The 24,756-nt window shown below is 45.8% G+C and carries 28 protein-coding genes; 15 read left to right on the top strand and 13 right to left on the bottom strand.

The features are described 5' to 3' along the window. Positions 1 to 42 precede the first annotated feature (42 nt). Positions 43 to 675: a hypothetical protein gene (locus tag PP178_RS09370; RefSeq protein WP_272594076.1), complete on the top strand. Its 633-nt coding sequence runs from the start codon at positions 43 to 45 to the stop codon at positions 673 to 675. Between the two features lie 41 nt (positions 676 to 716). Here PP178_RS09370 and PP178_RS09365 read toward each other — a convergent pair whose 3' ends face one another. The 3 genes from PP178_RS09365 to dnaA all read right to left on the bottom strand — a co-directional run bounded on the left by PP178_RS09365 (position 717) and on the right by dnaA (position 3,454). Further along, positions 717 to 1,430 carry an SAM-dependent methyltransferase gene (locus PP178_RS09365; protein ID WP_272594075.1) on the bottom strand — a complete coding sequence of 238 codons (714 nt, stop codon included), beginning with the start codon at positions 1,428 to 1,430 and terminating at the stop codon, positions 717 to 719. Further along, entirely contained in the window at positions 1,427 to 1,906 is a 480-nt protein-coding gene (locus PP178_RS09360; RefSeq protein WP_272594074.1) for a low molecular weight protein-tyrosine-phosphatase, read from the bottom strand. Before PP178_RS09360 ends, PP178_RS09365 begins: the two co-directional genes overlap by 4 nt. A 123-nt stretch (positions 1,907 to 2,029) precedes the next feature. Next, positions 2,030 to 3,454 (bottom strand): chromosomal replication initiator protein DnaA, encoded by a 1,425-nt coding sequence (gene dnaA / locus PP178_RS09355; RefSeq protein ID WP_272594073.1) that lies wholly within the window; start codon positions 3,452 to 3,454, stop codon positions 2,030 to 2,032. A 205-nt stretch (positions 3,455 to 3,659) separates the two neighbouring features. Between dnaA and PP178_RS09350 the strand changes: the two genes are divergently transcribed. Further along, positions 3,660 to 4,064, top strand: coding sequence for an acyl-CoA thioesterase (locus tag PP178_RS09350; protein WP_272594072.1), 405 nt, complete (start codon positions 3,660 to 3,662; stop codon positions 4,062 to 4,064). Between the two features lie 18 nt (positions 4,065 to 4,082). Here the strand turns inward: PP178_RS09350 and PP178_RS09345 are convergent, their stop codons facing one another. From PP178_RS09345 to ribD, 4 genes are read right to left on the bottom strand one after another with little or no spacing between them, the layout of a single operon-like run. Further along, positions 4,083 to 4,706 carry an IMPACT family protein gene (locus tag PP178_RS09345; protein ID WP_272594071.1) on the bottom strand — a complete coding sequence of 208 codons (624 nt, stop codon included), beginning with the start codon at positions 4,704 to 4,706 and terminating at the stop codon, positions 4,083 to 4,085. Then, complete coding sequence (locus tag PP178_RS09340; RefSeq protein WP_272594070.1) at positions 4,706 to 5,569, bottom strand: DMT family transporter; 864 nt, start codon at positions 5,567 to 5,569, stop codon at positions 4,706 to 4,708. The genes PP178_RS09345 and PP178_RS09340 overlap by 1 nt, the downstream gene beginning before the upstream one ends. 1 nt (position 5,570) lies before the next feature. Beyond that, positions 5,571 to 6,173, bottom strand: a complete 603-nt coding sequence (locus tag PP178_RS09335; RefSeq protein ID WP_272594069.1) for an HAD family hydrolase — start codon at positions 6,171 to 6,173, stop codon at positions 5,571 to 5,573. Next, a complete protein-coding gene (gene ribD / locus PP178_RS09330; protein WP_336298530.1) occupies positions 6,163 to 7,221 on the bottom strand; it encodes a bifunctional diaminohydroxyphosphoribosylaminopyrimidine deaminase/5-amino-6-(5-phosphoribosylamino)uracil reductase RibD in 1,059 nt (352 codons plus the stop codon). Before ribD ends, PP178_RS09335 begins: the two co-directional genes overlap by 11 nt. A gap of 26 nt (positions 7,222 to 7,247) precedes the next feature. Here ribD and PP178_RS09325 point away from each other — a divergent pair, with 26 nt between their 5' ends. The 4 genes from PP178_RS09325 to ligA are packed head-to-tail and all read left to right on the top strand — an operon-like array spanning position 7,248 to position 10,607. Then, the gene (locus PP178_RS09325; protein ID WP_272594068.1) at positions 7,248 to 7,733 is read left to right on the top strand and encodes a GNAT family N-acetyltransferase; all 486 of its coding nucleotides are present in this window, start codon (positions 7,248 to 7,250) and stop codon (positions 7,731 to 7,733) included. 6 nt (positions 7,734 to 7,739) lie between these two features. After that, a complete protein-coding gene (locus PP178_RS09320) occupies positions 7,740 to 8,060 on the top strand; it encodes a hypothetical protein (RefSeq protein WP_272594067.1) in 321 nt (106 codons plus the stop codon). 37 nt (positions 8,061 to 8,097) lie between these two features. Further along, the gene (locus PP178_RS09315) at positions 8,098 to 8,589 is read left to right on the top strand and encodes a N5-glutamine methyltransferase family protein (RefSeq protein WP_272594066.1); all 492 of its coding nucleotides are present in this window, start codon (positions 8,098 to 8,100) and stop codon (positions 8,587 to 8,589) included. 20 nt (positions 8,590 to 8,609) lie between these two features. Continuing rightward, a complete protein-coding gene (ligA, locus tag PP178_RS09310) occupies positions 8,610 to 10,607 on the top strand; it encodes an NAD-dependent DNA ligase LigA (protein ID WP_272594065.1) in 1,998 nt (665 codons plus the stop codon). 52 nt (positions 10,608 to 10,659) lie between these two features. Here ligA and PP178_RS09305 read toward each other — a convergent pair whose 3' ends face one another. Beyond that, complete coding sequence (locus PP178_RS09305) at positions 10,660 to 11,430, bottom strand: hypothetical protein (RefSeq protein WP_272594064.1); 771 nt, start codon at positions 11,428 to 11,430, stop codon at positions 10,660 to 10,662. Positions 11,431 to 11,560: 130 nt separating this feature from the next. Between PP178_RS09305 and PP178_RS09300 the strand changes: the two genes are divergently transcribed. Further along, positions 11,561 to 11,866, top strand: coding sequence for a hypothetical protein (locus tag PP178_RS09300; protein ID WP_272594063.1), 306 nt, complete (start codon positions 11,561 to 11,563; stop codon positions 11,864 to 11,866). A gap of 35 nt (positions 11,867 to 11,901) precedes the next feature. Here the strand turns inward: PP178_RS09300 and PP178_RS09295 are convergent, their stop codons facing one another. The 5 genes from PP178_RS09295 to PP178_RS09275 are packed head-to-tail and all read right to left on the bottom strand — an operon-like array spanning position 11,902 to position 17,091. Beyond that, positions 11,902 to 14,205 carry an FdhF/YdeP family oxidoreductase gene (locus tag PP178_RS09295; protein ID WP_272594062.1) on the bottom strand — a complete coding sequence of 768 codons (2,304 nt, stop codon included), beginning with the start codon at positions 14,203 to 14,205 and terminating at the stop codon, positions 11,902 to 11,904. Then, positions 14,198 to 14,575: a DUF7009 family protein gene (locus PP178_RS09290; RefSeq protein ID WP_272594061.1), complete on the bottom strand. Its 378-nt coding sequence runs from the start codon at positions 14,573 to 14,575 to the stop codon at positions 14,198 to 14,200. The genes PP178_RS09295 and PP178_RS09290 overlap by 8 nt, the downstream gene beginning before the upstream one ends. 9 nt (positions 14,576 to 14,584) lie before the next feature. Next, complete coding sequence (gene fdhD, locus PP178_RS09285) at positions 14,585 to 15,415, bottom strand: formate dehydrogenase accessory sulfurtransferase FdhD (RefSeq protein WP_272594060.1); 831 nt, start codon at positions 15,413 to 15,415, stop codon at positions 14,585 to 14,587. 40 nt (positions 15,416 to 15,455) lie between these two features. Continuing rightward, entirely contained in the window at positions 15,456 to 16,364 is a 909-nt protein-coding gene (locus PP178_RS09280; protein WP_272594059.1) for a bifunctional metallophosphatase/5'-nucleotidase, read from the bottom strand. Position 16,365: 1 nt separating this feature from the next. After that, positions 16,366 to 17,091, bottom strand: a complete 726-nt coding sequence (locus PP178_RS09275) for a 5'-nucleotidase C-terminal domain-containing protein (RefSeq protein ID WP_272594058.1) — start codon at positions 17,089 to 17,091, stop codon at positions 16,366 to 16,368. Positions 17,092 to 17,195: 104 nt separating this feature from the next. On the opposite strand from PP178_RS09275, the gene PP178_RS09270 reads away from it, so the two are divergent. The 8 genes from PP178_RS09270 (at position 17,196) to PP178_RS09235 (ending at position 24,736) form a co-directional block, all read left to right on the top strand. Beyond that, positions 17,196 to 17,732 carry a DUF6913 domain-containing protein gene (locus PP178_RS09270; RefSeq protein WP_272594057.1) on the top strand — a complete coding sequence of 179 codons (537 nt, stop codon included), beginning with the start codon at positions 17,196 to 17,198 and terminating at the stop codon, positions 17,730 to 17,732. Further along, positions 17,732 to 18,619, top strand: a complete 888-nt coding sequence (dapA, locus tag PP178_RS09265) for a 4-hydroxy-tetrahydrodipicolinate synthase (RefSeq protein ID WP_272594056.1) — start codon at positions 17,732 to 17,734, stop codon at positions 18,617 to 18,619. The genes PP178_RS09270 and dapA overlap by 1 nt, the downstream gene beginning before the upstream one ends. Before the next feature lie 180 nt (positions 18,620 to 18,799). Continuing rightward, on the top strand, positions 18,800 to 19,630 hold the full coding sequence (locus PP178_RS09260; protein ID WP_272594055.1) for an outer membrane protein assembly factor BamD: 831 nt from the start codon (positions 18,800 to 18,802) through the stop codon (positions 19,628 to 19,630). 2 nt (positions 19,631 to 19,632) lie between these two features. Then, positions 19,633 to 19,962 carry a DNA-directed RNA polymerase subunit omega gene (locus tag PP178_RS09255; protein ID WP_272594104.1) on the top strand — a complete coding sequence of 110 codons (330 nt, stop codon included), beginning with the start codon at positions 19,633 to 19,635 and terminating at the stop codon, positions 19,960 to 19,962. Position 19,963: 1 nt separating this feature from the next. Next, positions 19,964 to 21,169 carry a bifunctional phosphopantothenoylcysteine decarboxylase/phosphopantothenate--cysteine ligase CoaBC gene (coaBC, locus tag PP178_RS09250; protein ID WP_272594054.1) on the top strand — a complete coding sequence of 402 codons (1,206 nt, stop codon included), beginning with the start codon at positions 19,964 to 19,966 and terminating at the stop codon, positions 21,167 to 21,169. Further along, complete coding sequence (gene porD, locus PP178_RS09245; RefSeq protein ID WP_443089651.1) at positions 21,141 to 22,055, top strand: type IX secretion system protein PorD; 915 nt, start codon at positions 21,141 to 21,143, stop codon at positions 22,053 to 22,055. Before coaBC ends, porD begins: the two co-directional genes overlap by 29 nt. A gap of 57 nt (positions 22,056 to 22,112) precedes the next feature. After that, positions 22,113 to 23,765 carry a DNA repair protein RecN gene (gene recN, locus PP178_RS09240; RefSeq protein WP_272594053.1) on the top strand — a complete coding sequence of 551 codons (1,653 nt, stop codon included), beginning with the start codon at positions 22,113 to 22,115 and terminating at the stop codon, positions 23,763 to 23,765. 158 nt (positions 23,766 to 23,923) lie between these two features. Next, a complete protein-coding gene (locus tag PP178_RS09235) occupies positions 23,924 to 24,736 on the top strand; it encodes an enoyl-ACP reductase FabI (RefSeq protein WP_272594052.1) in 813 nt (270 codons plus the stop codon). Positions 24,737 to 24,756: the final 20 nt, after the last annotated feature.

The following is a 24,756-nucleotide window of genomic DNA, read 5'->3' as shown; positions in this document are numbered from 1 at the left end:
GTATGCTCTTTCTAGGGCTGTAATTCTTAAGAAATCATCTTTATGAGAAAGTGGATACTATTGAGTAGTCCTCTTATCATGATCGCTATTTTCGGAAGTTTTGGGCTTAAAAGGCCGGTTAACACCACCCTGCCGGAAACTTTGAAAATAAAAGAACCTACTGCGGTATTGTATCCCCAATACGAGATCGCGCCGATGCCCCAACGAGTAGCACCTCCTTTTTTAGGAAGTTCCTACATCGGTTTTAAAGAAGCTCTGGCTTTCAAAGAATCCCAAGGTAATTATTTCGTGATCAACACATTAGGGTATTTAGGAAAATACCAGTTTGGTATTAATACCTTACAGCTAATGGGTGTTTACAATGCAAGTCAGTTCTTAAATGATCCTAGTTTGCAGGAAAAGGTTTTCATGACCAATCTTGCAAGGAATAAGTGGATTCTCAGGAAGGATATTGAGTGGTTTGTTGGCCACAAGATCCATGGAGTAGAGGTTACTGAATCTGGTATTCTTGCAGCTGCCCACCTGGCAGGCGCAGGAAACGTGAAGAAGTACCTGAGGTCTTATGGTAGTTTTGATACCAAAGACGCCTACGGAACTAGTATATCTGAGTATATGCGCAAGTTCTCGGGTTATGATGTCTCCAAGATCACGGCCAGGAAAAACCCCAGAATATAAATAAAATTGAAATAGATAACCCCGGTAATACCGGGGTTTTTTTATGCCTGGAAGATAAAGATTGCCGGTCGCTTGTGAAGCGAAACTTCATTATCCTTCCAGTCTGAAACCGCTTTAGAGCGAATAAATTCAGTAGGCAGGGTGATATCGCATGCCACGCATAAGCGTGTGTTCTTGTTTAGAGTCTTTATGAGCTCTGCTAATAATTTGTCGTTCCTGTAAGGTGTTTCGATAAATACCTGGGCCTGTTTTAGGTCCCTGGAAATCTTTTCGGCTTTCTTAATCGCAGATTTTCGTTCAGATCCTTCAATGGGTAAGTAGCCGTTAAAAGCAAAGCTCTGCCCATTCATCCCGCTGGCCATCATAGCGAGTAATATGGAGGAGGGCCCGACCATTGGGACCACCCTGATATTCTTATCATGGGCGATACGGACAATTTCAGCTCCAGGATCCGCTATCCCAGGGCACCCTGCCTCGGAAAGAATACCCACCGGGATTCCCGAGAGACAGGGATCGAGGAATCCTTCCAGTTCTGATTGCTCAGTGAATTTATTGAGCAGTGATAGTTGTAGGCCGGGTTGGGATTTTCTAGGGCTTACTTTCTTTATAAAATGCCTCGCCGTTTTCTCATTTTCAACAATATAATGGTCAATTCTTTCTATGGCGCCTTTTATAGAAATAGGAAGTACTTCTAACGGGGCATTATCACCAAGGGTGGAAGGGATGACATATAAATTTCCATAATTGTTACTCATAGATCCTGTTTTTCATTAAGCAATCGTTCCAATAATGCTTCGCAAGCCCTGTATACCATTTGATATACTTCTTCAAAACCGTCCTTCCCTCCATAATAGGGGTCTGGTACTTCATCCGGTCCATCCGGGAGTTCTTCCATAAGAAGGCTTACCTTTTTATAATGCTTTTCATCTTGAGCCAGGCTGATGATATTCCGGTAATTACTTCTATCCATCGCCAGGATGAGGTCAAATTCTTCGAAATCTGAGGATTCAAATTTGCGACAACGCTGGGTGCTGATGTCAATGCCGTATTTAGAGGCAATAGAAACAGATCGCGGATCTGGTGGGTTACCAATATGATATCCGGCTGTCCCTGCAGATTCTACAACTACTCTTTCCGGGTCTGCCATTTCTTTCAAAATTCCTTCGGCCAGGGGAGATCGGCAAATGTTTCCCAGGCAGACCATTAAGATTTTTATCGGTGGTTGATTCATGATGAGCTTACCATTAAATTGGCTTTACAATATAAAAAATCCTGTAGGCTAGGAAGCCTAAGAACAATTCAAATTACCACTTTGATAAGAAAGCTGCCTGTAGTACTGGATCCTTTTACCGGATCAGGAGAATTTTTTTGTGAGATCGTCAATATACTTGCGGAATTGCTTGTCAGTCTCGGCGAGGTTATCAACCGTTTTACAGGCATGGAGTACCGTGGCATGGTCTCGTTTTCCTATTTGTGAACCGATGCTGGCAAGGGATGCTTTGGTAAACTTCTTTGCAAAGAACATCGCCAATTGCCTCGCTTGGACAATATGTCTTTTCCGTGTTTTGGATTGTAGTGTGGCCACATCCATTTCAAAGTAATCGGATACTACTTTCTGTATGTAATCTATGGAGACTTCCCGTTTGGTATTCTTGACGAATTTTTCAACTACTTCCTGCGCTAGCTCTAAAGTCACTTCCTTTTTGTTGAATGAAGACTGAGCGATCAATGAAATGATGGCACCTTCCAGCTCCCTGATGTTACTCTTGATATGTTTAGCGACATAATCAATGATATCTTCAGACATTTCTACCCCGTCGCGGTATAATTTGTTTCTCAGTATAGATATCCTGGTCTCAAAATCCGGACTTTGTAGTTCAGCAGAAAGTCCCCATTTAAAACGGGATAATAACCGCTGTTCAATATCCTGCATATCTACAGGTGCCTTATCTGAGGTAAGGATTACTTGCTTCCCGTTCTGGTGCAGGTGGTTAAAAATATGGAAGAATACATCCTGTGTTCCGGATTTACCGGACAGGAACTGTACGTCATCAATGATCAGAACATCGATCAGCTGGTAGAAATGTATAAAATCATTCCTGGTATTCTTTTTTACCGATTCAATGTACTGTTGGGTGAATTTCTCCGCAGAGATATATAGTACCGTTCGTTCCGGGTACTTGTCTTTTATTTCTACACCTATGGCATGGGCCAAGTGAGTCTTTCCTAAACCGACACCACCAAAGATCAACAAGGGGTTAAAGGAAGTTCCCCCGGGCTTGTTGGCAACAGCCATCCCGGCAGATCTTGCCAGGCGATTGGAGTCTCCTTCTAGAAAATTGTCGAAATTATAATTCGGGTTGAGTTGAGATTCAATTTTAATATTTCTGATCCCCGGAATAACGAACGGATTCTTTAATTCAGGATTTTTGGATTTAATGGGTACATCCATTTCCTGAGGAGATACCTGCCCCCTGTTGGTGCTGGGAATCTGTTCCGTAAAAGGTTCTTTATTGCCGTAAGTGTTTTCCATCTTTATGATGTAGACCAGTTTCGCGGTGTTCCCTAACTCTTTGGTCAAAGCTACTTTTAAAAGCTTTACATAGTGCTCTTCCAGCCATTCGTAAAAGAATTTACTGGGTACTTGTATGCTTAAAGCGCCTTCGGATAATTTAATGGGCTTAATAGGCTCAAACCAAGTTTTGAATGCCTGCGGTTGGATGTTGTCCTGAATAAATTCCAGGCAATTATTCCAAACAGAATTGGCAGTAACACTCATTTGAAGTTAGTCTTATTAGTTGGTTAAAGATGTCTGTGCTTGTTGGTCTGGTAAGGTCATGGCGCGACCTCTCTAGTGTGACAAAGATGTGAACAAATTACCTAAAAAAAAAACCAATCACGGGTTGATTTTTCTCTTTTTTTTTCGCATGTTCCAATGCCGTAAAACACCTTCCTTAAATATAAAGGATTTTAACTACCTATACATGGAATTTAACAGAATATCTTTCCGGATACGCTATGCGGAGACGGATCAAATGGGCGTGGTTTATCATGGCAATTACCCGCAATACTTAGAGATGGGAAGGGTTGAGTGGCTTAGGAATTTTGGGGTTTCCTACAAGGATATGGAAGAAAATGGTGTCATGCTCCCGGTGATTTCCCTGCAACTGAATTTTAAAAAATCAGCGGTCTACGACGACCTTATTTCAGTGTCTACCAGGTTGGTAAAGACCCCCTCCGTCCGAATCGAATTTGACTACGAAATTCACAATGAAGATGGAGAACTTTTAGCTACGGCCAACACCGTGCTGGTATTTATGGATATGAAAACCAAACGCCCCATAAAATGTCCGGATTACTTACTGGAGAAGATTGAGGCTCAAAGTTGACTCTATGGAATCAGCCGTTTAATCGGTTTCAATTTCTGTGACTTCTACCCCGATATAAGGCTTCATTAGCGCAATGAATCTTTCTGCTTCACTTTCGCGTATGGCTACCTCAATGGTGCAGTCCATTTCCATCTTCTGGGAAAGGATCTCAGCTTCTACCTGGCTGATGGTGCGCATCACCTTATCCATTTCAGGGTATTTGAATATCAGCCGGAAATCCTTCATCACTACTTTTTCTATGATAGTGGCTGCTTCCAGGGCCAGCTGAGCAGCAGTTTTATAGGCCTGTATGAGTCCGCCTACACCCAGTTTTGTGCCCCCGTAGACCCTGGCTACCGCGATTAGCACATTGGTCAGATCATAAGAACGGATCTGTCCGTAGATGGGCATCCCGGCAGAATTGTTAGGTTCCCCGTCATCGTTGGCCCTGTGTTTCTTCTTCCTGATTCCCAGTCGCCAGGCATAACAAACATGGCCTGCGGCTCTATGGTTCTGACGGATATTTTCGATGATGTCCTTGATTTCTTCCTCTGTACGAACCGGGAAAGCATATCCAAAGAATTTACTTTTTCGGTCCTTGAACAGTACTTCCGGGGAAGGTGCTCTTAAGGTTTTGTACGTGTCTTCAGTTATATGATCCATCAGAACAAAGCTACCAACAATATACTGACTACCGCAAGTGCAATTCCTCCCCAGTTTCTCGGGCTTATGTTTTCCTTAAATAGTACTATGCCCAAGAGGGTGGAAAACATTACGATTGCTACATTGTTAATGGTGAAAATGGATGCACTGTTCAGGTTCTCACTTTGCAGTGCTCTTAACAGGAAGAAAATAGAAAAATAATTGGGAACCCCCAGTACGATCCCACCCACCACAGCTCTCCAGCTAAGTTTTAGCCGTCCCTGCAGCCCATGAACTGCCAGTATGATCAATCCAACACTACCGGCGGCCGCAAACAAGGAGGTGGTAAACAAAGGGAATTCTTCTGTGGTCACTAGCCGCTCTTCCAGGTATTTTATCGTAGTATCAATAATTCCTGAACCGAGGAAAACTAACATGGGCCAGAGGAGGGCATCCTTCTGTACGGTGATCTTTTTCTTTTTTACCGAGGCAAAATAAACCGCTGCCAGGGCGAGAATGATTCCTAGTATTTTTAAGGGACCCAACTCTTCCTTATATAGAAGCACCCCGGCCATTACCGGTATGGCCAAGGACATTTTTGTAGCGACAGATGCTACAGAAACGCCTAATTTCTGGGAAGTTGTGGCCATCAGGTTAAATACGATAATAAACATCAACCCCAATCCCAGAGCTACAGGGAACCAGGGCGAAGATGGCACCGCAGCAAAATCAGGAGTTCCTTTAAAGAAAAAAATGCCCACTGTCGCTGCTGTCATATAATTAAATACAATGGCATACAAGGTATTTACACGGTATACAGCGTAATATTTGAAAATAACAAAGATGAGGCTGGAAGAGAGTATGCTGAATGCGAGATCGATCATATCACAGCCTGGATTTAAGTTCGGTAACGTCTTCTTTCCCTACCTGCAGATGCCAGCCTTGGATACCAAGCCTGCGGGCAGCCTCTACATGTTCCAGGGTGTCATCGATAAAAAGAGTTTCTTCGGCTGTAAGTCCGTTTTCTTCCAGGACAAAACGAAATATTGCTTCCTCCGGTTTTCTCAGGCCGATTTCATGGGAGAGATAAAATTGTTCAAAGCAGTTCTTAAAGCGGTTGTACCTGTCCTTGCCAATGCTGGCCTTAACATGAGAGATATGCAACTCGTTTGTGTTGCTGAGCAGGAACAGCCTGTGGGAGGACGTATCCGATAATTCTTCTACGAACTTTAGTCGTTCTTCCGGTAGATCCAGTAACATTGAATTCCATAACGATTCTAACTCGTGCGAAGATCTGCCTTTAAACAAATGACCCATCCGCTTAATGAAGGTGGAGCTGTCCAGGGACCCGATCTCGTATGCAGAATTAATAGCGTAGAGTTCTGGCCCGGCCTCTAACAATTCCTGCTCGGACAAACTCCGGTAGGGGGCGCTTTTGTCAAGGTTTAAAAATACATCCCCAAAATCGAAAATTATATTATTGATCATTCCGAACTATTTTTAAATGGTCAGCCCCTACTTTATTTTCCTGGATTACGGTTCCCCTCAAGGACGGTGCTCTAAGCCCTGATCCGAAATTGGTGGGCCCGGTGAAAATCCGTGCTTCATCCCACAGGCCCGAGTCGATAAAAGCCTCTAAGGTCTTTGCGCCTCCTTCAACGATCACACTATTGATATTTTCCCTGTATAAGAGATCACTTAATTGTGAGGCAATCGGGCGGCCAAAATCTATGGTGCGATGTTTCAGGTGGGCGTTTTCTTCTGCCGCTGTTCCGTGTTGTGTAACCCGAAAGGTCAGGGGAGGAGTTTGTAATACATGGAGGCTACTTTCCAGCCTCACCTCCGGGTCTAGCACTATCCTAACCGGGGAGCGACCCAGCCATTCACGTACATCCAGGCGGGGGTTATCTTCCAGCACCGTATTGGTACCTACCAATATAGCCTGTTCCTGGCTTCTCCATTGATGTACGAGTTGCCTGGAACTTTTACCGGTGATCCAATATGGCTGCGGGTCCTTTTTCCGCTTTGCTTTATCCGGTGCCATAAAGCCATCCTGGGTTTGAGCCCATTTCAGGATGATATATGGTCTCTTCCTTTCATGAAAACTAAGGAATCTTTTATGGTGTTCTCTGCATTGTTTTTCCAGTACACCTGTGATCACCTCGGCACCCCCTTCTTCCAAATGTTGTATTCCCTTGCCCGCTACCTTGTCATGTGGATCTACCAGGCCGATAACTACTCGTGGAATGCGGTGTTTCCGTATCAAATCTGCACAAGGTGGAGTCTTGCCATAATGTGAACAGGGTTCCAGGGTAACATATAAGGTAGATTGTGAAAGAAGAGCCTGCTCGCTCACCGCATTGATAGCATTCACCTCGGCATGAGGACCTCCGAAAGGACTGGTATAGCCTTCTGCAATTATTTTCTGATCAAGGACGATGACACAGCCAACCATAGGGTTAGGAGCAGCCGTACCCAAAGCATTCCGGCCAATCTCGATGGCCCGTGAAATATATTTTTCATGTATCTTCACCACGCAAAAATAGGTTATTCAAGTAGAATATGGAGTCGGTTATCATACGTGAGATCAGGGCTGCTGATAACGAGGCATTAGCAGTCATAATCCGATCTGTTCTTAACGCTCATAACGTTCCCGCTACCGGGTCTACCATGGCAGATGAATCCCTGGACGATTTGCACGAATTTTATACCCGGGATCGCTCGGTCTACCTGGTCCTGGAAATAGATGGACAAATCATGGGGGGATCCGGAATCGCTCAACTGCAAGATGAGAAGGAGTCAATTTGTGAGTTGCAGAAAATGTATTTTTCACCAGAGGCCAGGGGTAGAGGATTAGGAGGCACCATGTTATCGAAGTGCCTGGATTACGCGCGCTCTTTCGGCTACCAGACCTGTTACCTGGAAACTATGCCACAGATGAAAACTGCCCTGGCAATGTATGAGAAATATGGTTTTAAATACCTTCAGGGTCCGATGGGCAATACCGGGCATGGGAAGTGCAAGGTCTGGATGTCCAGGAAATTATAATCGCCAATGCTGGTAAGAACGATCAAGGATATTTATCACGAGGAACTCGATGGGATATACCCCAGGGAAGAAGTATCCAGTTTTTTTTCAATCCTGGTTGATCATTACCTGGGGTTTGAACGATTTATACTGGTCATGAAACCCGACCTGATGCTGAGCAAGGAGGAAGAAGCACCTTTATTTGAGGCTTTAGCCAGATTAAAAAAAGAATACCCGGTGCAGTATATTACCGGGAAAACACATTTTATGGATATGGAGCTGTCCGTGAATGAGCACACCCTGATCCCAAGGCCCGAAACCGAGGAACTCGTTCGCTGGCCTGGATGATTCTGAATCAGCAAGTACAGAGTTTCAAATCCTTGATGTGGGCACTGGAAGTGGTTGTATCGCGGTCGGCCTTTCGGCAAAATTACCATCAGCTTCTGTAACTGCTGTAGACGTCTCAGGGGAAGCACTGCAAATGGCCCGGGAAAATGCACGGCTGCAGGGGTGTAATATTCAATTCAAACAATGTAATATCCTGGAGGAGGATCTCAACGAACAGACCTGGGATGTGATTGTCTCTAACCCGCCCTATGTGAAGGAATCGGAAAAAGAAGCAATGAGCAGGAATGTTAAGAACTTTGAACCGGCTCTCGCACTCTTTGTCCCGGATAATGATCCACTTAAATTTTACAGGAGAATTATTGAACTTGCTTCAGTTTCCCTTAACGTGGGTGGAAGGCTGTACTTTGAGATCAACGAGGCCCTGGGGAAGCAGATGGCAGAACTTTTTGAAGCCCATAATTTTTCGGAAATTGAATTGCGAAAGGATATTTTTGGGAAGGACCGATTCATTAAAGGAATTAAGAAATAGCTAGCAACAATACCGCTTAAATGACAGTAAAAGAACAAATAGAGGCGCTGCGACAAGAGCTCAGGGAGCACAATTACAAATACTACGTCCTGGATGAACCCACAATCTCGGATTACGAGTTTGATATGAAGCTTCGCCAATTGCAGCAGTTAGAAGCAGCCCATCCGGAGTATTTTGATACAACTTCCCCTACACAGCGGGTCGGAGGCTCGGTCACCAAGAATTTTGATACCGTGGTGCACGATTTCAGGATGTATTCCCTGGACAATGCTTATTCTAAAGAGGAATTGTCCGAATGGGAAGCGAGGGTACACAGGCTGCTGGGTGTCGATAATGTTTCGTATACCTGCGAACTTAAATACGATGGGGCTTCCATTAACCTGACCTATGAAGATGGTACCCTTTCACGTGCGGTAACCCGTGGAGACGGGATACAGGGTGATGAAGTCACTACCAATATCAGGACCATTCGCTCTGTGCCATTACAATTAAAAGGAAATTTCCCAAAGAAATTCGAAGCCCGAGGCGAGATCGTTTTACCGATTGAAGGATTTACCCGGATGAATAAGGAAAGAGTGGAGAAGGGGGAAGATCCGTATATGAATCCCAGGAATACGGCATCCGGAAGTCTTAAGCTGCAAGACAGCAGCCTAGTTGCTCAAAGACCACTGGAGTGTTTGGTTTACGGGTTTGCTGCGCGATCCCTGGGGGATGTTAAAACACAATATGATATCCTGGAGCAAGCGCGTTCCTGGGGCTTTAAAGTACCCCCGGAGGCCAAGTTATGTACCTCCATTGAGGAGGTGATGCAGTTTATAGACCAGTGGGACCAGCAGAGGCACCGTTTGCCGTATGAAACAGACGGGGTCGTGGTTAAAGTAAATACTTTGGCACATCAGGAAGAATTGGGTTATACGGCAAAAGCTCCCCGTTGGGCGGTGGCTTATAAATTTGCTGCTGAACAAGCTTCCACAGTACTGCAACAGATCTCTTACCAGGTTGGTCGTACCGGGGCCATTACACCGGTAGCCAACCTGGAGCCGGTATTGCTGGCAGGCACTACGGTGAAGAGAGCCTCCCTTCATAATGCAGACCAGATCGCAAAATTGGATATCAGGGAAGGAGATACGGTTTTCGTAGAAAAAGGTGGGGAGATCATCCCTAAGATTGTCGCCGTGGATTTCAGCCAAAGACCTGAGAACTCTAAGCCTACATCTTATATCACGGAATGCCCGGAATGTGGTACTAGTTTGGTGCGAAACCCGGGCGAGGCCCAGCATTTCTGCCCCAACGATACTGGCTGCCCCCCTCAGATCACAGGACGCATCCAGCATTTTATCTCGCGTAAAGCAATGGACATAGAGGGGCTGGGTAGTGAAACGGTAGAATTGCTTTTTAAAGAAGGGTTGATCCGTAATTACGCCGACCTTTATACGCTTAGTGTAGAACAATTATTACCGCTGGAGCGGATGGCACATAAATCGGCAGAAAACCTGGTTCAAGGAGTACAGGCCTCTAGGGCAGTACCTTTTGAGCGAGTGCTATTTGCCTTAGGAATTCGCCATGTGGGGGAAACCGTAGCTAAAAAACTGGCGAAATCTTTTAAGAATATCGATGCTTTGATGGAAGCCGAATTAGCATCCCTCGTCAATATCGACGAGATCGGGGAAAGGATCGCTGAGAGTGTGGTCTCATTTTTCCGTGATCCGCTTAACCGGGAGATTGTTGACAGGCTTAAATCCTACGGGCTGCAATTTTCACTTTCACAGGAGCAGCTGGAGGGGCAGACCGAAGTACTTAAAGGAAAGACCTTCGTTGTATCCGGGGTTTTTGAAACCCTTGGGAGAACCGAACTTAAGAAATTGATAGAGGATAATGGGGGCAAGGTTGCTTCTTCTATTTCATCCAAGACGACCTACGTGGTCGCCGGGGATAATATGGGTCCGAGCAAAAAGACTAAAGCTGATAAATTGGGGATACCCATTATCTCCGAAAAAGACTTTTTGGCCATGGTATAAATAGTAAAACCCTCCATTCCGGAGGGTTTTTTTTGTAGGGTGTTAGCAGCTTCTAATCTCCGCTCATTTTCTTATTGTATACCCATATCTCGTCCCAGCTATTGGAGAAAGTCGCCTGGTTGTTCTTGATGAATGCATCCCAGGTATTTTCACCGTGGACCTCGTCGTATGATTTTCGAAAGGTATTCGGTTCATCCAATTCCGCCCATTTCTTGTGGTAACTGACAGTGGCCAGGTGACGCCCTGCCTCTCCCTGCCTGAATTGATTGTCATAAACCCCCCAAGGGTTCTCCCCGGGCATATTTTTAATAGTGCTGCTAACGGTTTCGAGGAATTGGTCCACATTATGACCCTGACCCCTTTCAACATTCCAATAGCGTACGTAAATAATGGGATATTGTCCCGGGGTGCCATCCATCATGGACAGGTTGGATAGTTTTCCATCTGCTTTCCAGTATTCAGCTGCACCCATATCGTCGAGGTAGGGCATAATGTTATCACGCCAGTCCTCGTCATGACCACCTTCGGCCGGGCGGCTGTCCAGGTCTGAGAATTTCATGGGTCCCATCATCCATACCAGTTTACCTGTCTCCGCACCGGTAGAAATATTGTAGACGTTCGCTGAGAAAGGGGCAGTGTTGTGATACTTCTGGTTGTGTTTCTGCATATTTTCCCCGAGGACCTTCAGCTTGGCTTTATTCGGGCTGAGGATGATGCTTTCGTACATCACGTAATCGTTGCTTTCTTCCTGGGCCATGATTTGCTGCGCAGGCATCATAGCAAGGCACAGAAGCCATAAAAGGCCATTTTTGATTTTTTTCATGATTTATAGTTGTTAGAGATTATTCCTTTGGTTCAGGTCAATAAATTGAAATACATCTATACCTCTTCTAGGTCCTGGGACGAAGCCATCGTATCTTTGTCCGAAGAACTGTAAATATTTATCTAAGAGGATGAGTAAAACTCCGGGAACTACAGAAGAATTCCGAAAATGCCTGGACTATGACAAGCCTGGTAAGGCATGGCCCCCGGCATTAAAAGCAATGTGGTGGGATTTTAAGAATAACTGGGAACGATCTCATGATATCGCCCAGGAGCTACATAATGAGACGGGTAGCTGGATGCATGCATATCTTCATCGGAAAGAAGGCGATCGCTTCAATGCTAACTATTGGTATGGCCGCATTGGCAGGCCGTATCCTTCTGAAAGCCTGGAAGAGGAACAACAACAATTACTCCTGTATATCCTGCATACTTAAGTAAATCCTGTAAGGAATAAAAGATCTAATAGAATTCAGTTTTTGCGGATAGATATCACCACCGATTTAGAGGTCGGGGTATTACTGTACTCGGCCGTACTTTTTACCGGCACCAGCACATTGGCTTCCGGGAAATAGGTAGCTACCATTCTCCTGGGAATATCATAAGCCAAGGCGATGAAATTATGCGCCACCCTGGCCCTGCCGCCATGATTGTTATACAGGTCGACCACGGCCTTGTTTTCTATACCCATTTCTTCCATGTCTTCCCGGTGCATTAAGACCACTCTCCTTTCATTACGGATTCCGCGGTACCTGTCATTAAGGCCGTAAATTGTCGTATTGTACTGGTCGTGTGAACGAATGGTCATCATGAGGAACTCGCCTTCATCCAGGGGTATGGGGGAGATGTCTGATACGGTGAATTTGGCTTTCCCGTTATCCGTTTCAAAATCGCCCTGCCGGGCCCCGTTGGGCAGGTAGAAGCCCCGGCCACGTCTTACCCTCCGGTTATAATCGTCAAATCCGGGGACACATTTTTCTATGGCATCCCTGATATAGTCGTAGTTGAGCACAAATTTCTCCCAATGAATTTTGCTACCCGGGAGAACGGCCCGGGCCATCCTGCAGATGATCTCTGGCTCGCTCAGTAATTTCTCGGATACGGGCTTTAATTTACCATGTGAACTGTGTACAACACCGGTCGAATTTTCCACGCTGACAAATTGCCGTTGCCCGTTTTTAAAATCCTCGTCAGACCTTCCCAGGGTCGGGAGAATCAAGGCCCTTTTCCCATGAATCAGGTGACTGCGATTTAATTTGGTGCTCACATGAACAGTCATATTACATTTCCGTAATGCTTCTGCCGTATAGTGCGTATCCGGGGTCGCTGACAGGAAATTACCGCCCATACCCATAAAGAATTTTGCTTTTCCCCTGTGCATGGCTTTAATACTGTCTACGGTATCATAACCGTATTCGCGGGGTGGCGAAATGCCAAATACCCTTTCCAGGTTGTCGAGCAGGTTTTTTGGAGGTTTCTCGTAAATACCCATGGTCCTATCTCCCTGAACGTTACTATGACCCCTTACCGGGCATGTCCCGGCTCCGGCCTTGCCTATACTTCCCTTTAGCAGTAGCAGGTTGACAATCTCCTTGATGGTGTCTACCGAATTTTTGTGCTGGGTGAGTCCCATAGCCCAGCAGATGATCATTTTATTCTTGAACCTGATGGCTTTTACAACTTCGCGAATCTGTTCTATTGGAATTCCGCAGTTCTCCACCAGGGTATCCAGTGACAAATTTTGCAAGTGCTGTATATAAGCCTCTGCACCTTCTGTATTTTCTGCCATGAATTCATGGTCCAGCACTTTCCCGGGATTTGCATTTTCTTCTTCCAACAGCAATTTGGCAATAGCCTGCAAGAGGGCCATGTCCCCATTGATACGCACTTGCAAATAGTGATCGGTCAGGTCTGTAGACATGCCGAGTAACCCCTTTATTTCCTGGGGGTTTTTAAATGCTTTCAGCCCGGTTTCAAATAGCGGGTTGACCGAAATGATGATCGCCCCGTTACGCTTGGCCTTCTGTAATGCAGTCAGCATACGCGGGTGATTGGTACCCGGGTTTTGTCCCATGATCAGGATAACCTCGGTTTCGTAGAAATCTTCGAGTTTTACGGAGCCTTTCCCTATGCCCAGGGTTTCGGATAAGGCCACCCCTGTACTTTCATGGCACATATTACTGCAATCAGGCATATTGTTGGTCCCGTATTCGCGTACCATTAACTGGTAAAGAAAAGCCGCCTCGTTACTGGTCCGGCCGGAAGTGTAAAAAATAGCTTCATCCGGAGACTCAAGTCCGTTTAGCTCTTCTCCAATCTCTTTAAAAGCATCGTCCCAGGAAATTTCTTTATAATGTTCTTCCCCTTCCTCCAAAAACATCGGCTGTGCTATTCGCCCACTTTTGCCTAATTCATAATCAGAAAGTTGAGATAGTTCTGACACGCTGTTTTTGGCGAAAAAATCAGGGCCTGCTTTTTTGGTGGTGGATTCTTCGGCAATGGCTTTCGCGCCATTTTCACAATATTCTGCAATTGGGCTGCGTTTTCCATCCGGGTCGGGCCAAGCACATCCAGGGCAATCGATCCCACCTTTCTGGTTGAGGTTGAACAGGGCTTTCATTCCACGGCTTAATCCCATGGCTCCAAAAACGTGTTTAACGGACATGATCACAGCCGGGAGGCCTGCTGCCGAACCGGACTCTCCTCCTGTCCTGAGGCCTGTAAATTCTTCCGGACCGATTTCTTCCGCCCACTTATCTCTAACTTTATCACTCATGGATACTGCCGGCTTTTGGGTTGGGATAGTTGTCAGACTCGTCTTCGTCCCGTTCATCAAGGCAGACAAAATCTTTTTCCAGTAAGAGGAATAAGGACTTCCCGTTAGCCTGGACTAGGGTATTCTCCAAACCTACTTTATCTGTTCCCGTCCATTCATTTGCCAGGGCAGGTGGGAGGTATAATGTAATGGTATTATCTTGGAATCCGGCTTGAAGCTCTTCAGCCTCCTGATGTACCTGCACGGAATAACTGAAGCTTGAACCGTCAAATTCTGTATGGGAGGTAAAATTCCCGGTTCTGCCGATTTGTTCCACTTCAGATTTGGTAAGACGGAATCGAACCGAGTTGTCTTTGATCCTGATTTTCATAGCATGAATTTACTCAAAATTTATCCTGCCTGACCCGTGGTAAATGTTAAAGCCATCCGCTTTTAAGAAACCGACTAAGCTAATGTCATATTCTCGTGCCAATTCCAAGGCCTTGCTGGAAGGAGCTCCGACGGAGGCGATCATCCGAATCCCGGCCATAGCCGCTTTTTGAACCAGCTCGTAACTGGTTCGGCCACTGAGTAGTAAGACCTGATTACCCAACGGCATCATGGCTGACTTCAGAGCCATACCGAGTAGTTTATCCAGCGCATTATGTCTACCAACATCTTCGCGTAACCATTGCAATTTGCCTTCCCGGTCAAATAGGGCAGCAGCATGTAGTCCGCCCGTATGCTCAAAAGTACGCTGGGCAGCCCTGAGTATTCCGGGAAGCTGCTGTAATATCCCGGCATCAACAGCTTTAAAAGGGGAGTGATCCCGGTAAGCCGGCAACGTTCGGATTGCCATCTTGCTCAGTTTTCCGCAAACCCCGCAACTGCTGCTGGTTACAGAACGTCTTTCCAAAACGCTGAGGTCGCGTTCCGGGTCGGGGTGGAGTATAAGGGTTACCAGGCCTGATAATTCTAATATGCTGTCCACTTCATCCCAGTGCCTGATGATTCCCTCTGTAAACAAATAGCCAATCGCCAGTTCAGGGTCGCTGCCCGGTGTTCGCATAGTCAGGGACACTGTCTGTGCCGGTATCGGTGGATTGTTTCCGGGTATTTTAATCCCGATTTCCAGGGGATCTTCAACAGCAAGTGCATCTTCCAGGACACTTATTTTATGGTCCCGGTATCGCTTTATCCCGGCTCTTATAATGCTTTTATTTGGATCCACTTAATTACTGCAAAATTAGAAGGTTTATAAACGTTGCGATCTAAATGTCAATAGTTGCCCCGTCTGCACGGATCCCGGTCTTATCAAAATAGAAATCAATGCGACCCATATTTACGCCGTAGCAGCCGGCTTGATTTACCAGTACATCCTGCTGGTCCTTGTTCTTCCGCACTACGGGCCTGTCCAGAAACGTATGGGTATGGCCTCCGATGATGAGATCTATCCCCCGGGTTGCTGCGGCCAGGTCAAGATCACTGGGAAGTTCACCACGTTCGTATTCATAACCCAGGTGGGATAAACAGACCACCAGGTGGCATTGCTTTTCTTTCTTTAGAATATCAGACATTTCCTGGGCCATTTCTATAGGATCCAAGTAACGTGTTTCTCCATACAGGGCGTCATTAACAATTCCCTTGAGCATAATACCCAATCCAAAAACCCCAACCTTTAATCCGTCGAGCTGGAATATCTTGTAAGGTTTAACCAGTCCGTCCAGAATAGTGTCCCTAAAATCATAATTGGCAGAAAGAAAAGGAAAACCCGCATGGGGCAGTTGAGCAAGGAATCCTTCCAAACCATTGTCAAAGTCGTGGTTCCCTATGGTTGCGGCATCATACCGCATCATGCTCATTAACTTAAATTCTAATTCGCCCCCGTAGAAGTTAAAGTAGGGCGTTCCCTGGAAAATATCGCCGGCATCAAACAGTAATGTATTCGGATTTTCACGGCGGATCTCTTCGATCAGGGCAGCTCGCCGCGCAATACCTCCTTTACGCGGAAATGCACTGTGGTCTTCCGGGAAAGGATCTATATGGCTGTGTACATCATTAGTATGCAATATCGTTAAATGCTTGGGTCCTGAACCGGAGCAGGCTGACAGGCCCAGGCCACCAAGACCGATAAAGGCCGATGAAGCGCCAGTGCGTTTTATAAATGATCTTCTTTCCATCTCAGTCTATTTGAATGTAGCGATCATCGACAGACGCGCGTAAGGTATCTACCTTTTTAAAATGGTCTATCATGGCATTCCTCAGGTAGTATCCCGTGTTGATCAAGGTGTCCCTGGACTTAAAAAAGTCCATATAATCTCCACCTTTAGCCAGGTAGTCCGAAGTAGCTACATAGTACATTTTATTCTCATCAAAAGGCATGCCTTGCACCAGGAAGGATCGTAGTTTATGGTCCTTTCCTATCCGTACCTGCAGTCCCGAGATCGGGTGCGCTTCCCCGGACTTGACCAGGTAATCCACCAGGTCTCGCACCGCTTTCCCTTTCATCCCGAGGATGACGATGGTATTTTCAAAAGGCATGACCTCATAAGCGGTCCTGGCCGTAACATCCCCTTCAGATATCAGGCTACGGATTCCCCCATGGTTGAGCATAACAAAATCAATTTCACGGCCTGTACGGGCCATTACAATAGGGTTAGTTTCCTGCATTACGATATCGGCCATCAGGTTACCTTCAGAGCTGTTGAGCTCACCATCTGTCCTTGTAATTGGCCTGGGGGCGTAGGCTAAAGCACTGTCCAATATGCTGTTAAGGTGTTCCCTGTATGGCTTCACAAAGGCTTCTATGCTATCTGAAGAAGGCAGGTCTTCATGGATCAGCAGCTCTTTTCCTGTGATCGATGTCACCGTTTGCCGCTCCTGCCTGCAAGAAAGGTAGCTTAGCATTGTTATAATTATAACAAAATGTTGTATTTTTAAACTCATTATACGACGTATCTTAGCGGCGAAATTGAAGGGTATTATTTACATTTGTAGAAATGTAAATGTACATGTTTTTAAAGGGACTAAAGGATAAATTTAAACACAAATCAGGCTTAAAATACCTGAAAGCAGCGATGCAAAGTCCCGCTAAAGCAGTCTCCAGGGATAGGGGCATAAAGACTATCGGGGTAATCGTCGATCTGGATCGATTTGATCAAGCTGAACGCTTCTCTGAATTTGTTACCGACTTTAACCTTCAGCCGAATGCCATAAAGGTGATTGGGTATAAAGAATTCTACGATAAGAATTCACCTTATGCAACCCCGGTATTTTCTGATAAGGACCTGGGGTGGAAGGGCGCGATTGAAAACAGTTATGCATTGGAGTTCCTGGGTAGAGAATACGATCTTTTGGTCAATTATTACGATAAGGGAAACCTGATGTTGCAACTAATGACCATAAAGTCCAGGGCGCGCATTAACGTGGGGTTTTCGCAAGTAGATAAGAACCTGAACGACCTGATCCTGCAAGTTCCCCTGGAGGATTTCAAAGTATTTAAAGAAGAATTACAAAAATATTTAAAAGTACTGAACGAATTAGATTAATGGAAGCACTATACGGAACAGGAGTTGCACTGATTACACCTTTTAAGGCCGATCTGTCCATAGACGTGGAGGCTTTAAGGCAGGTGGTGGATCATTGTATAGAAGGAGGAGTAGATTACCTGGTAGTCCTTGGAACCACCGGGGAATCAGTGACGCTTGCCAAAAGTGAAAAACAATTGGTCATTAAAACGGTCATTGAGCAGAATTCCGGCAGGGTTCCCCTGGTACTTGGGGTAGGAGGTAATAATACCATGCAACTCGTGGATGAGCTAAAGTCTGCTAACCTGCAGTCTTTTGATGCCGTGCTTTCCGTTTCGCCCTATTACAATAAACCTACGCAAGAGGGTATATACCGGCATTACAAGATGCTGGCCGAAGCATCTCCGGTTCCCATAATACTCTATAATGTGCCGGGAAGAACCGGCAGTAATGTCCTACCTGAAACTGTGCTTAGGCTCGCAGCGCTGCCAAACATCGTGGCCATCAAAGAGGCTTCAGGGAATATGGAACAGGTTAACCAAATCATCGGCAAAAAACCGGCTGATTTTAAGGTGATATCCGGGGATGACATCACGGCGCTGGAAACAGTACTTTCCGGGGGTGTCGGGGTGATCTCGGTTATCGGGCAAGGGCTGCCGTCCGAATTCAGTCGGATGATACGCCTCGGGCTGGAACATTCAGAAGATGAGGCTTTTGCCATGCACGAAGCGATGAAAGAGGGGATGGAGCTGATTTTTAAGGAAGGAAACCCTGCGGGGATCAAGGCGATGATGGCTGCACAGGGGCTTTGTAACCCGGAGGTAAGACTACCTCTGGTTCCGGCTACCCGGGAACTGACGGCGCAGATCGCGGGTTTCATGAAATCTTTTAAAACTATACAGGCCTGAGGAGTTGGGGGTGAAGCTATTTCTGCATAGCCTTTATAAGCCCTGCAGATGTTAAATCTTCCCCAAACCGGCCGACGGATTCCCCAGGCTCATCAAATTAGTCACCTGCTTTATCATCTCTTTGATAAAGAAATTTTATATTCCACCAATATTCCGTAATTTTGCAAAATATTTTTTAGCATGAGGCGAATCCTATTCCTATTTTTTGTAACCGGCTTACTTTTTTCCTGTAGTGACTACCAAAAGGTACTCAAGAACGAAGACGTTAAAGCCAAATACGAAATGGCGGAAAAACTATATGATGAGGGCGATTTTAAAAGGGCCAATCGTTTACTGGCGCAGATCGCACCCCAGTATGTTGGAAAACCGCAGGGGGAACGAGTGATGTTCTTCCTGGCTGATTCCTATTACCAGATCGGGGATTACAATTTTGCCGGCTATCAATTTGAGCGTTTCCTGAAATCATACCCCAAGAGTGACAAGGCCTCTCAGGCAGCCTTTTTGGGAGCTAAAAGTTATTATGAATTGTCTCCTGTCTATTCCCTGGATCAGACAGATACAGATAAGGCACTTGTAAAGCTGCAGTCTTTTATCAACACCTACCCGGAATCGGAATACCTGGAAGAGGCAAACGCTATGGCGAGGGAACTTACCACTAAAAAGGAGCGTAAAGAATTCGAGATTGCCAAGCAATTCACTAAGTTAGGGAAGTCGTACATCCTGGAATACAACATTTCTGCGATCGCTGCGCTTGAAAATTTTGTGTCTGATAACCCGGGTTCGGTATTCCGGGAAGAAGCCATGTACCTGAAAGTAGTAGCCAGTACAAACCTGGCATTGAACAGTACCTTTCAGAAAAAGAAAGAAAGGTTGCTCGCTGCACAAGCGGCATACCAGAACCTGATGAAGAATTACCCGGAAACCAGTTTTGCTAAAGAAGCAAACCGTCTGGCTGAAGATATTGATAGCGAATTAGCGCAAGTACAACAACAAGAAAATCTCTCAAAATGAATATGAACGATTTAAAGAACTCCAAAGCTCCCGTTTCTACGGTAACCGTGAATCGTAACGAGTTTGACCAGCCTACAGATAACATCTATGAGGCCATCTCTATAGCGGCTAAAAGAGCTATACAGATCAATTCAGAGATCAAAAAGGAACTATTGGAAAAGCTGGAGGAGTTTGCTACTTACAGCGACAGCCTGGAAGAAGTTTTTGAGAACAAGGAGCAGATAGAAGTTTCTAAATTCTACGAAAAGCTTCCCAAGCCACATGCACTTGCTATCCAGGAATGGTTAGAAGATAAGATTTACTATAGGAATACAGAGAAAGATTCAGAGTAAAATGCTGGGCGGTAAAAATATACTTTTGGGTGTCACCGGAGGTATTGCTGCTTATAAATCCGCATTTCTCGTTCGTTTACTGATAAAAGAGGGTGCCAACGTCAAAGTGATTCTGACGCAGGGTGCCCTTTCTTTCGTTACCCCCCTGACCATGGCCACGCTTTCCAAGAACCCGGCCCTGGTCGATTTTATCCGGGAAGAAGATGGCGAAGTGGACTGGAACAACCACGTAGAATTGGGATTGTGGGCAGACCTGATGCTGATTGCACCGGCTACGGCCAACACCCTATCTAAGATGGCTTCCGGAAATTGTGACAACTTACTGATCGCCACCTATTTATCTGCAAAATGCCCGGTGTTCTTTGCTCCTGCAATGGACCTGGATATGTATAAACACCCTTCTTCCGTAGCTTCTATTAAAGCGTTGGAAACCTTTGGGAATACCATGATCCCGCCCGGTACGGGTGAACTTGCCAGCGGACTTCATGGCGAGGGGCGCATGGCAGAGCCTGAAGAAATTACAGACCGTATCAAGGCCTATTTTGCAGCGCGTATGCCACTTGATGGGAAAATGGTAATGATCACCGCGGGCCCAACCTATGAACCCATAGACCCGGTCCGTTTTATCGGCAATCATTCCAGCGGTCGGATGGGATTTGAACTGGCTGATGTTGCTGCGTCACTCGGTGCAAAGGTAGTCCTGGTCTCCGGTCCAACACACTTGGAACCCGCTAACGAGGCCATCAAATTGCTGCGGGTAACCACTGCAGCCGAGATGTACAGTGCTGTCCATGATTATTTCGAGGATTGCGATATCGCGATCTGTGCTGCAGCGGTCGCAGATTACCGGCCACATGAAAAGGCAGGGCAGAAGATCAAGAAAAAAGATGATCATATGCAGGTTGAGCTGGTAAAGAATCCCGATATCCTGAAATCTCTCGGTGAGAAGAAACAGCATCAATTCCTGGTGGGATTTGCACTGGAGACAGAGAACGAAGAAGCTCATGCCCGGGAAAAGCTGGTGCGGAAGAACCTGGATGCTATTGTCCTTAATTCCCTGAGGGACCAGGGGGCCGGCTTCGGAGGAGACACCAATAAAATATCGTTCCTGGACAAGAATTCAGGGATTAAGTCGTTTGCATTAAAAAGCAAGGCCGAGGTGGCCAAAGATATCTTCCATGAAATCATCCAAAGGATTCAGAATTAAAGTATTAGTATTCTTTTTGGGACTGTGCAGTATGATGCAGCTTAGTGCCCAAGAATTGAACTGCACGGTTACGGTGAATTCTGAACAAGTGAGCCAGACCAATCAACAGATCTTCCGGACCTTAGAGCGCTCCCTGAGCGATTTCATCAATAAGAGCAAATGGACCAACAAGGTCTACCTGGAAAATGAAAGGGTTAATTGCCGGATGTTTATCACCGTGGAGGAGTATGAGAACAACCGTTTTAAGGCTAACATACAACTACAATCATCCAGGCCGGTTTTCAACACTTCCTATCAAAGCCCGGTCTTTAATTACAAGGACAACGATTTTAATTTTGAGTATATAGAATTTCAACCCTTAGTTTATAACGAGAATGTGTTTGGATCTAACCTGGTAGGGGTTGTAGCCTACTATGCCTATATTATGCTGGGCCTGGACGCCGACACTTTTGCTTTGGAAGGCGGGACCGAATTCTATGAAAGAGCACAACAGATCGTGACCCAGGCCCAGGGGAGCGGGTTCTCTGGGTGGGGGCAAACAGCCGCCGAGAACCGGAGCAGGTTCCAATTAGTAGATAACCTGATGTCTAATACTTTCCGTGAATACCGGATTGCCCTGTACAACTACCACCGGAAGGGAATGGATGTACTCGCAGATAATAATACCACGGGGAAACAAGTGGTTGCTGGTACCCTTAGGTTGTTTGAGACCATGATCAGCCGCCGGCCGAACGCTTTATTGATACAGACCTTCTTTGATGCTAAATCCGAGGAGATTAAAAACATCTTTTCTGACGGCCCAAAAGTGGATATCGTTCAACTGAAGGAAACCCTGAACAGGGTTGCCCCGTTTTATTCCGGTACATGGAATGAAATTAATTATTAGCCGCTTTTTTTTACATCACTTTATCATTTACCTTTATCGTCTTAAAATAACAGACGATTGCTCACCCATCTTTCCATAAAGAATTTTGCCTTAATTGATGACCTGAATGTCCGTTTTTCAGAAGGTTTTACGACCATAACTGGTGAAACAGGGGCCGGGAAATCTATCTTGCTCGACGGTCTTTCAATGGTACTGGGTAAGCGTGCAGACCTATCTTCCTTACGCGATACAGAGCGTAAATGCATCATCGAAGCAGGATTCCAGGTAGGCAATTTTGAACTCCAGCCTCTTTTTGAGAAACTAGACCTGGATTACGAACTACATACGATCATCCGTCGGGAAATATTACCCGGTGGCAAATCCAGGGCATTTGTTAACGATGTGCCTGTAACCCTGGATATCCTGACCCAGTTAGGGCGCCGCCTGATCGATATCCATTCTCAACACCAAACACTTCAACTGACCGACCAGGATTTCCAGTTAAAAGTTATCGATGCAATTGCGGATAACCGGAATTTATTGTCAGGTTATAAGGATGAATTGAAGCGTTACCGGAAACTACGGGGAGATCTTGAAGATCTCAAGGAACAACAGCAAGCAGCTCTGAAAGAACAGGATTATAACGGTTTCCTGTTGCAGGAACTGCAGGCAGTCCGCTTAGAACCCGGAATTCAGGAAGAATTGGAGTCCGAGTATGAAGCGCTGAATAATGTAGAGACCATCATGGAACAGCTCAGCGCAGGAGACCAGCTGCTCAACGATGAACAGGTAGGGGTGTTGACCCTTCTCAGGGAGTTACGCAATGCTTCACAGAAATTGACAGGATTTGGCCCTAAATACCAGAGCCTGAATGAACGCATCCAGGCCGTGATCATTGAAGCGGACGACATAGCGGACGAATTCCGAACCCTGGAGAGTTCGGTAGAAGCGGATCCCAGGCAACTGGAATTGGTTGGCAATCAACTGAGAACCCTATACGACCTGCAAAAAAAGCACGGGGCTACGGCCATAGAGGACTTGGTTACCATCCGGGAAGACCTGGCGAAAAAGGTGTCTTCTTCAGAAGACCTCGAAGAGGAAATTGAAAGGAAGGAAAAGGAAGTGGCTGCGCTGATCAAATCACTGGATAACTACAGTGAGCAGCTTCATAACATGCGATTAAAAGTCTTACCGGAATTTATAAGTCGGATGGAAGACCGGCTTCATCCGCTTGGTATGCCTAATGCCAGCTTTAAGTTAGAATTACTGCCAACCCAGGAGTATAAGGCTAGTGGAAAGGAAACGCTTTCGCTGTTATTTTCCGCAAATAAGGGGACCGGTTTCGGAGACCTGAAAAAGATAGCCTCAGGAGGTGAACTTTCAAGGATCATGCTCACCATAAAATCTATCTTGGCCGAATACGAACCCCTACCCACTATGATGTTTGATGAAATAGATACGGGGGTTTCCGGGGAGATCTCCAGCAGGATGGGAGATATCATGATGGCAATGAGTAAATCCATGCAGATATTCACTATAACGCATCTACCCCAAGTGGCTTCTAAAGGGGATCAGCATTTTAAAGTGTATAAACTAGACGAGGAAGGGGTGACCCATACTAAGATGAAAGCGCTTGATAACGAAGAGCGTATCCTTGAACTTGCCCAAATGCTCGGAGGGAAAGACGTAACCGATTCTGCGGTTGCACATGCCCGCCAGTTATTGAATTAAATCGAAGATCTGCTTTAGCATCCTCATCGACCTGCCTGGTTACTATCCCGAGCTGTTGGTTCCGGATAATCCTGCCAGTGTTATTCGTGCTATAATACGGCCCTATTTATCTTTTTTGGATATCTTTGACCAACTAACGCTATCAAAGACATATTAATATGGCCAACGATTTACTAAAGGGAAAAAAAGGGATAATTTTTGGTGCCCTTGATGAGAATTCAATCGCCTGGAAAACGGCAGAACGCGTTCATGAAGAAGGGGGTACTTTCGTCCTTACCAACGCGCCCATCGCAATGCGAATGGGGAAGATAAAAGAACTTGCAGAAAAAACAGGCTCAGAGATCATTCCGGCTGATGCGACAAGCGAAGAAGACCTGAATGAACTGGTCACTAAGGCAATGGAGGTCCTGGGAGGGAAGCTCGACTTTGTACTGCACTCTATCGGGATGTCTGTCAACGTACGTAAAGGACGCCATTATACCGATGAGAATTATGACTTTACCGCCAAAGGATGGGACGTTTCCGCACTCTCTTTCCACAAGGTCTTACAGACTTTATATAAAAACGATGCGATGAACCAGTGGGGTAGTATTGTGGCGCTTACCTATATGGCAGCGCAAAGGACATTCCCTGACTATAACGATATGGCCGACAATAAGGCGTACCTGGAATCTGTAGCCCGTAGTTTTGGGTACTTCTTCGGGAAAGACAAAAAGGTTAGGGTAAATACCATTTCACAATCTCCAACACCTACCACGGCAGGTCAAGGGGTTAAAGGTTTTGACGGATTCATCAGTTATGCGGAGAAAATGTCTCCCCTAGGTAATGCAACCGCGCAGGAATGCGCAGATTACACCATATCCCTGTTTTCCGATCTCACCAAGAAAGTCACCATGCAGAATCTATTCCATGACGGAGGGTTCTCGAATATGGGTGTAAGCCAGGAGGTTATGGAAGCATTCACAAAATAAACCAGTTTTAAAACGGTGAA

The sequence above is a fragment of the Zeaxanthinibacter sp. PT1 genome, from assembly GCF_028464225.1.
Classification (GTDB): Bacteria; Bacteroidota; Bacteroidia; order Flavobacteriales; family Flavobacteriaceae; genus Zeaxanthinibacter.
Note: the sequence above shows the minus strand (reverse complement) of the source record. Positions and strands in the feature narration are given on the sequence as shown.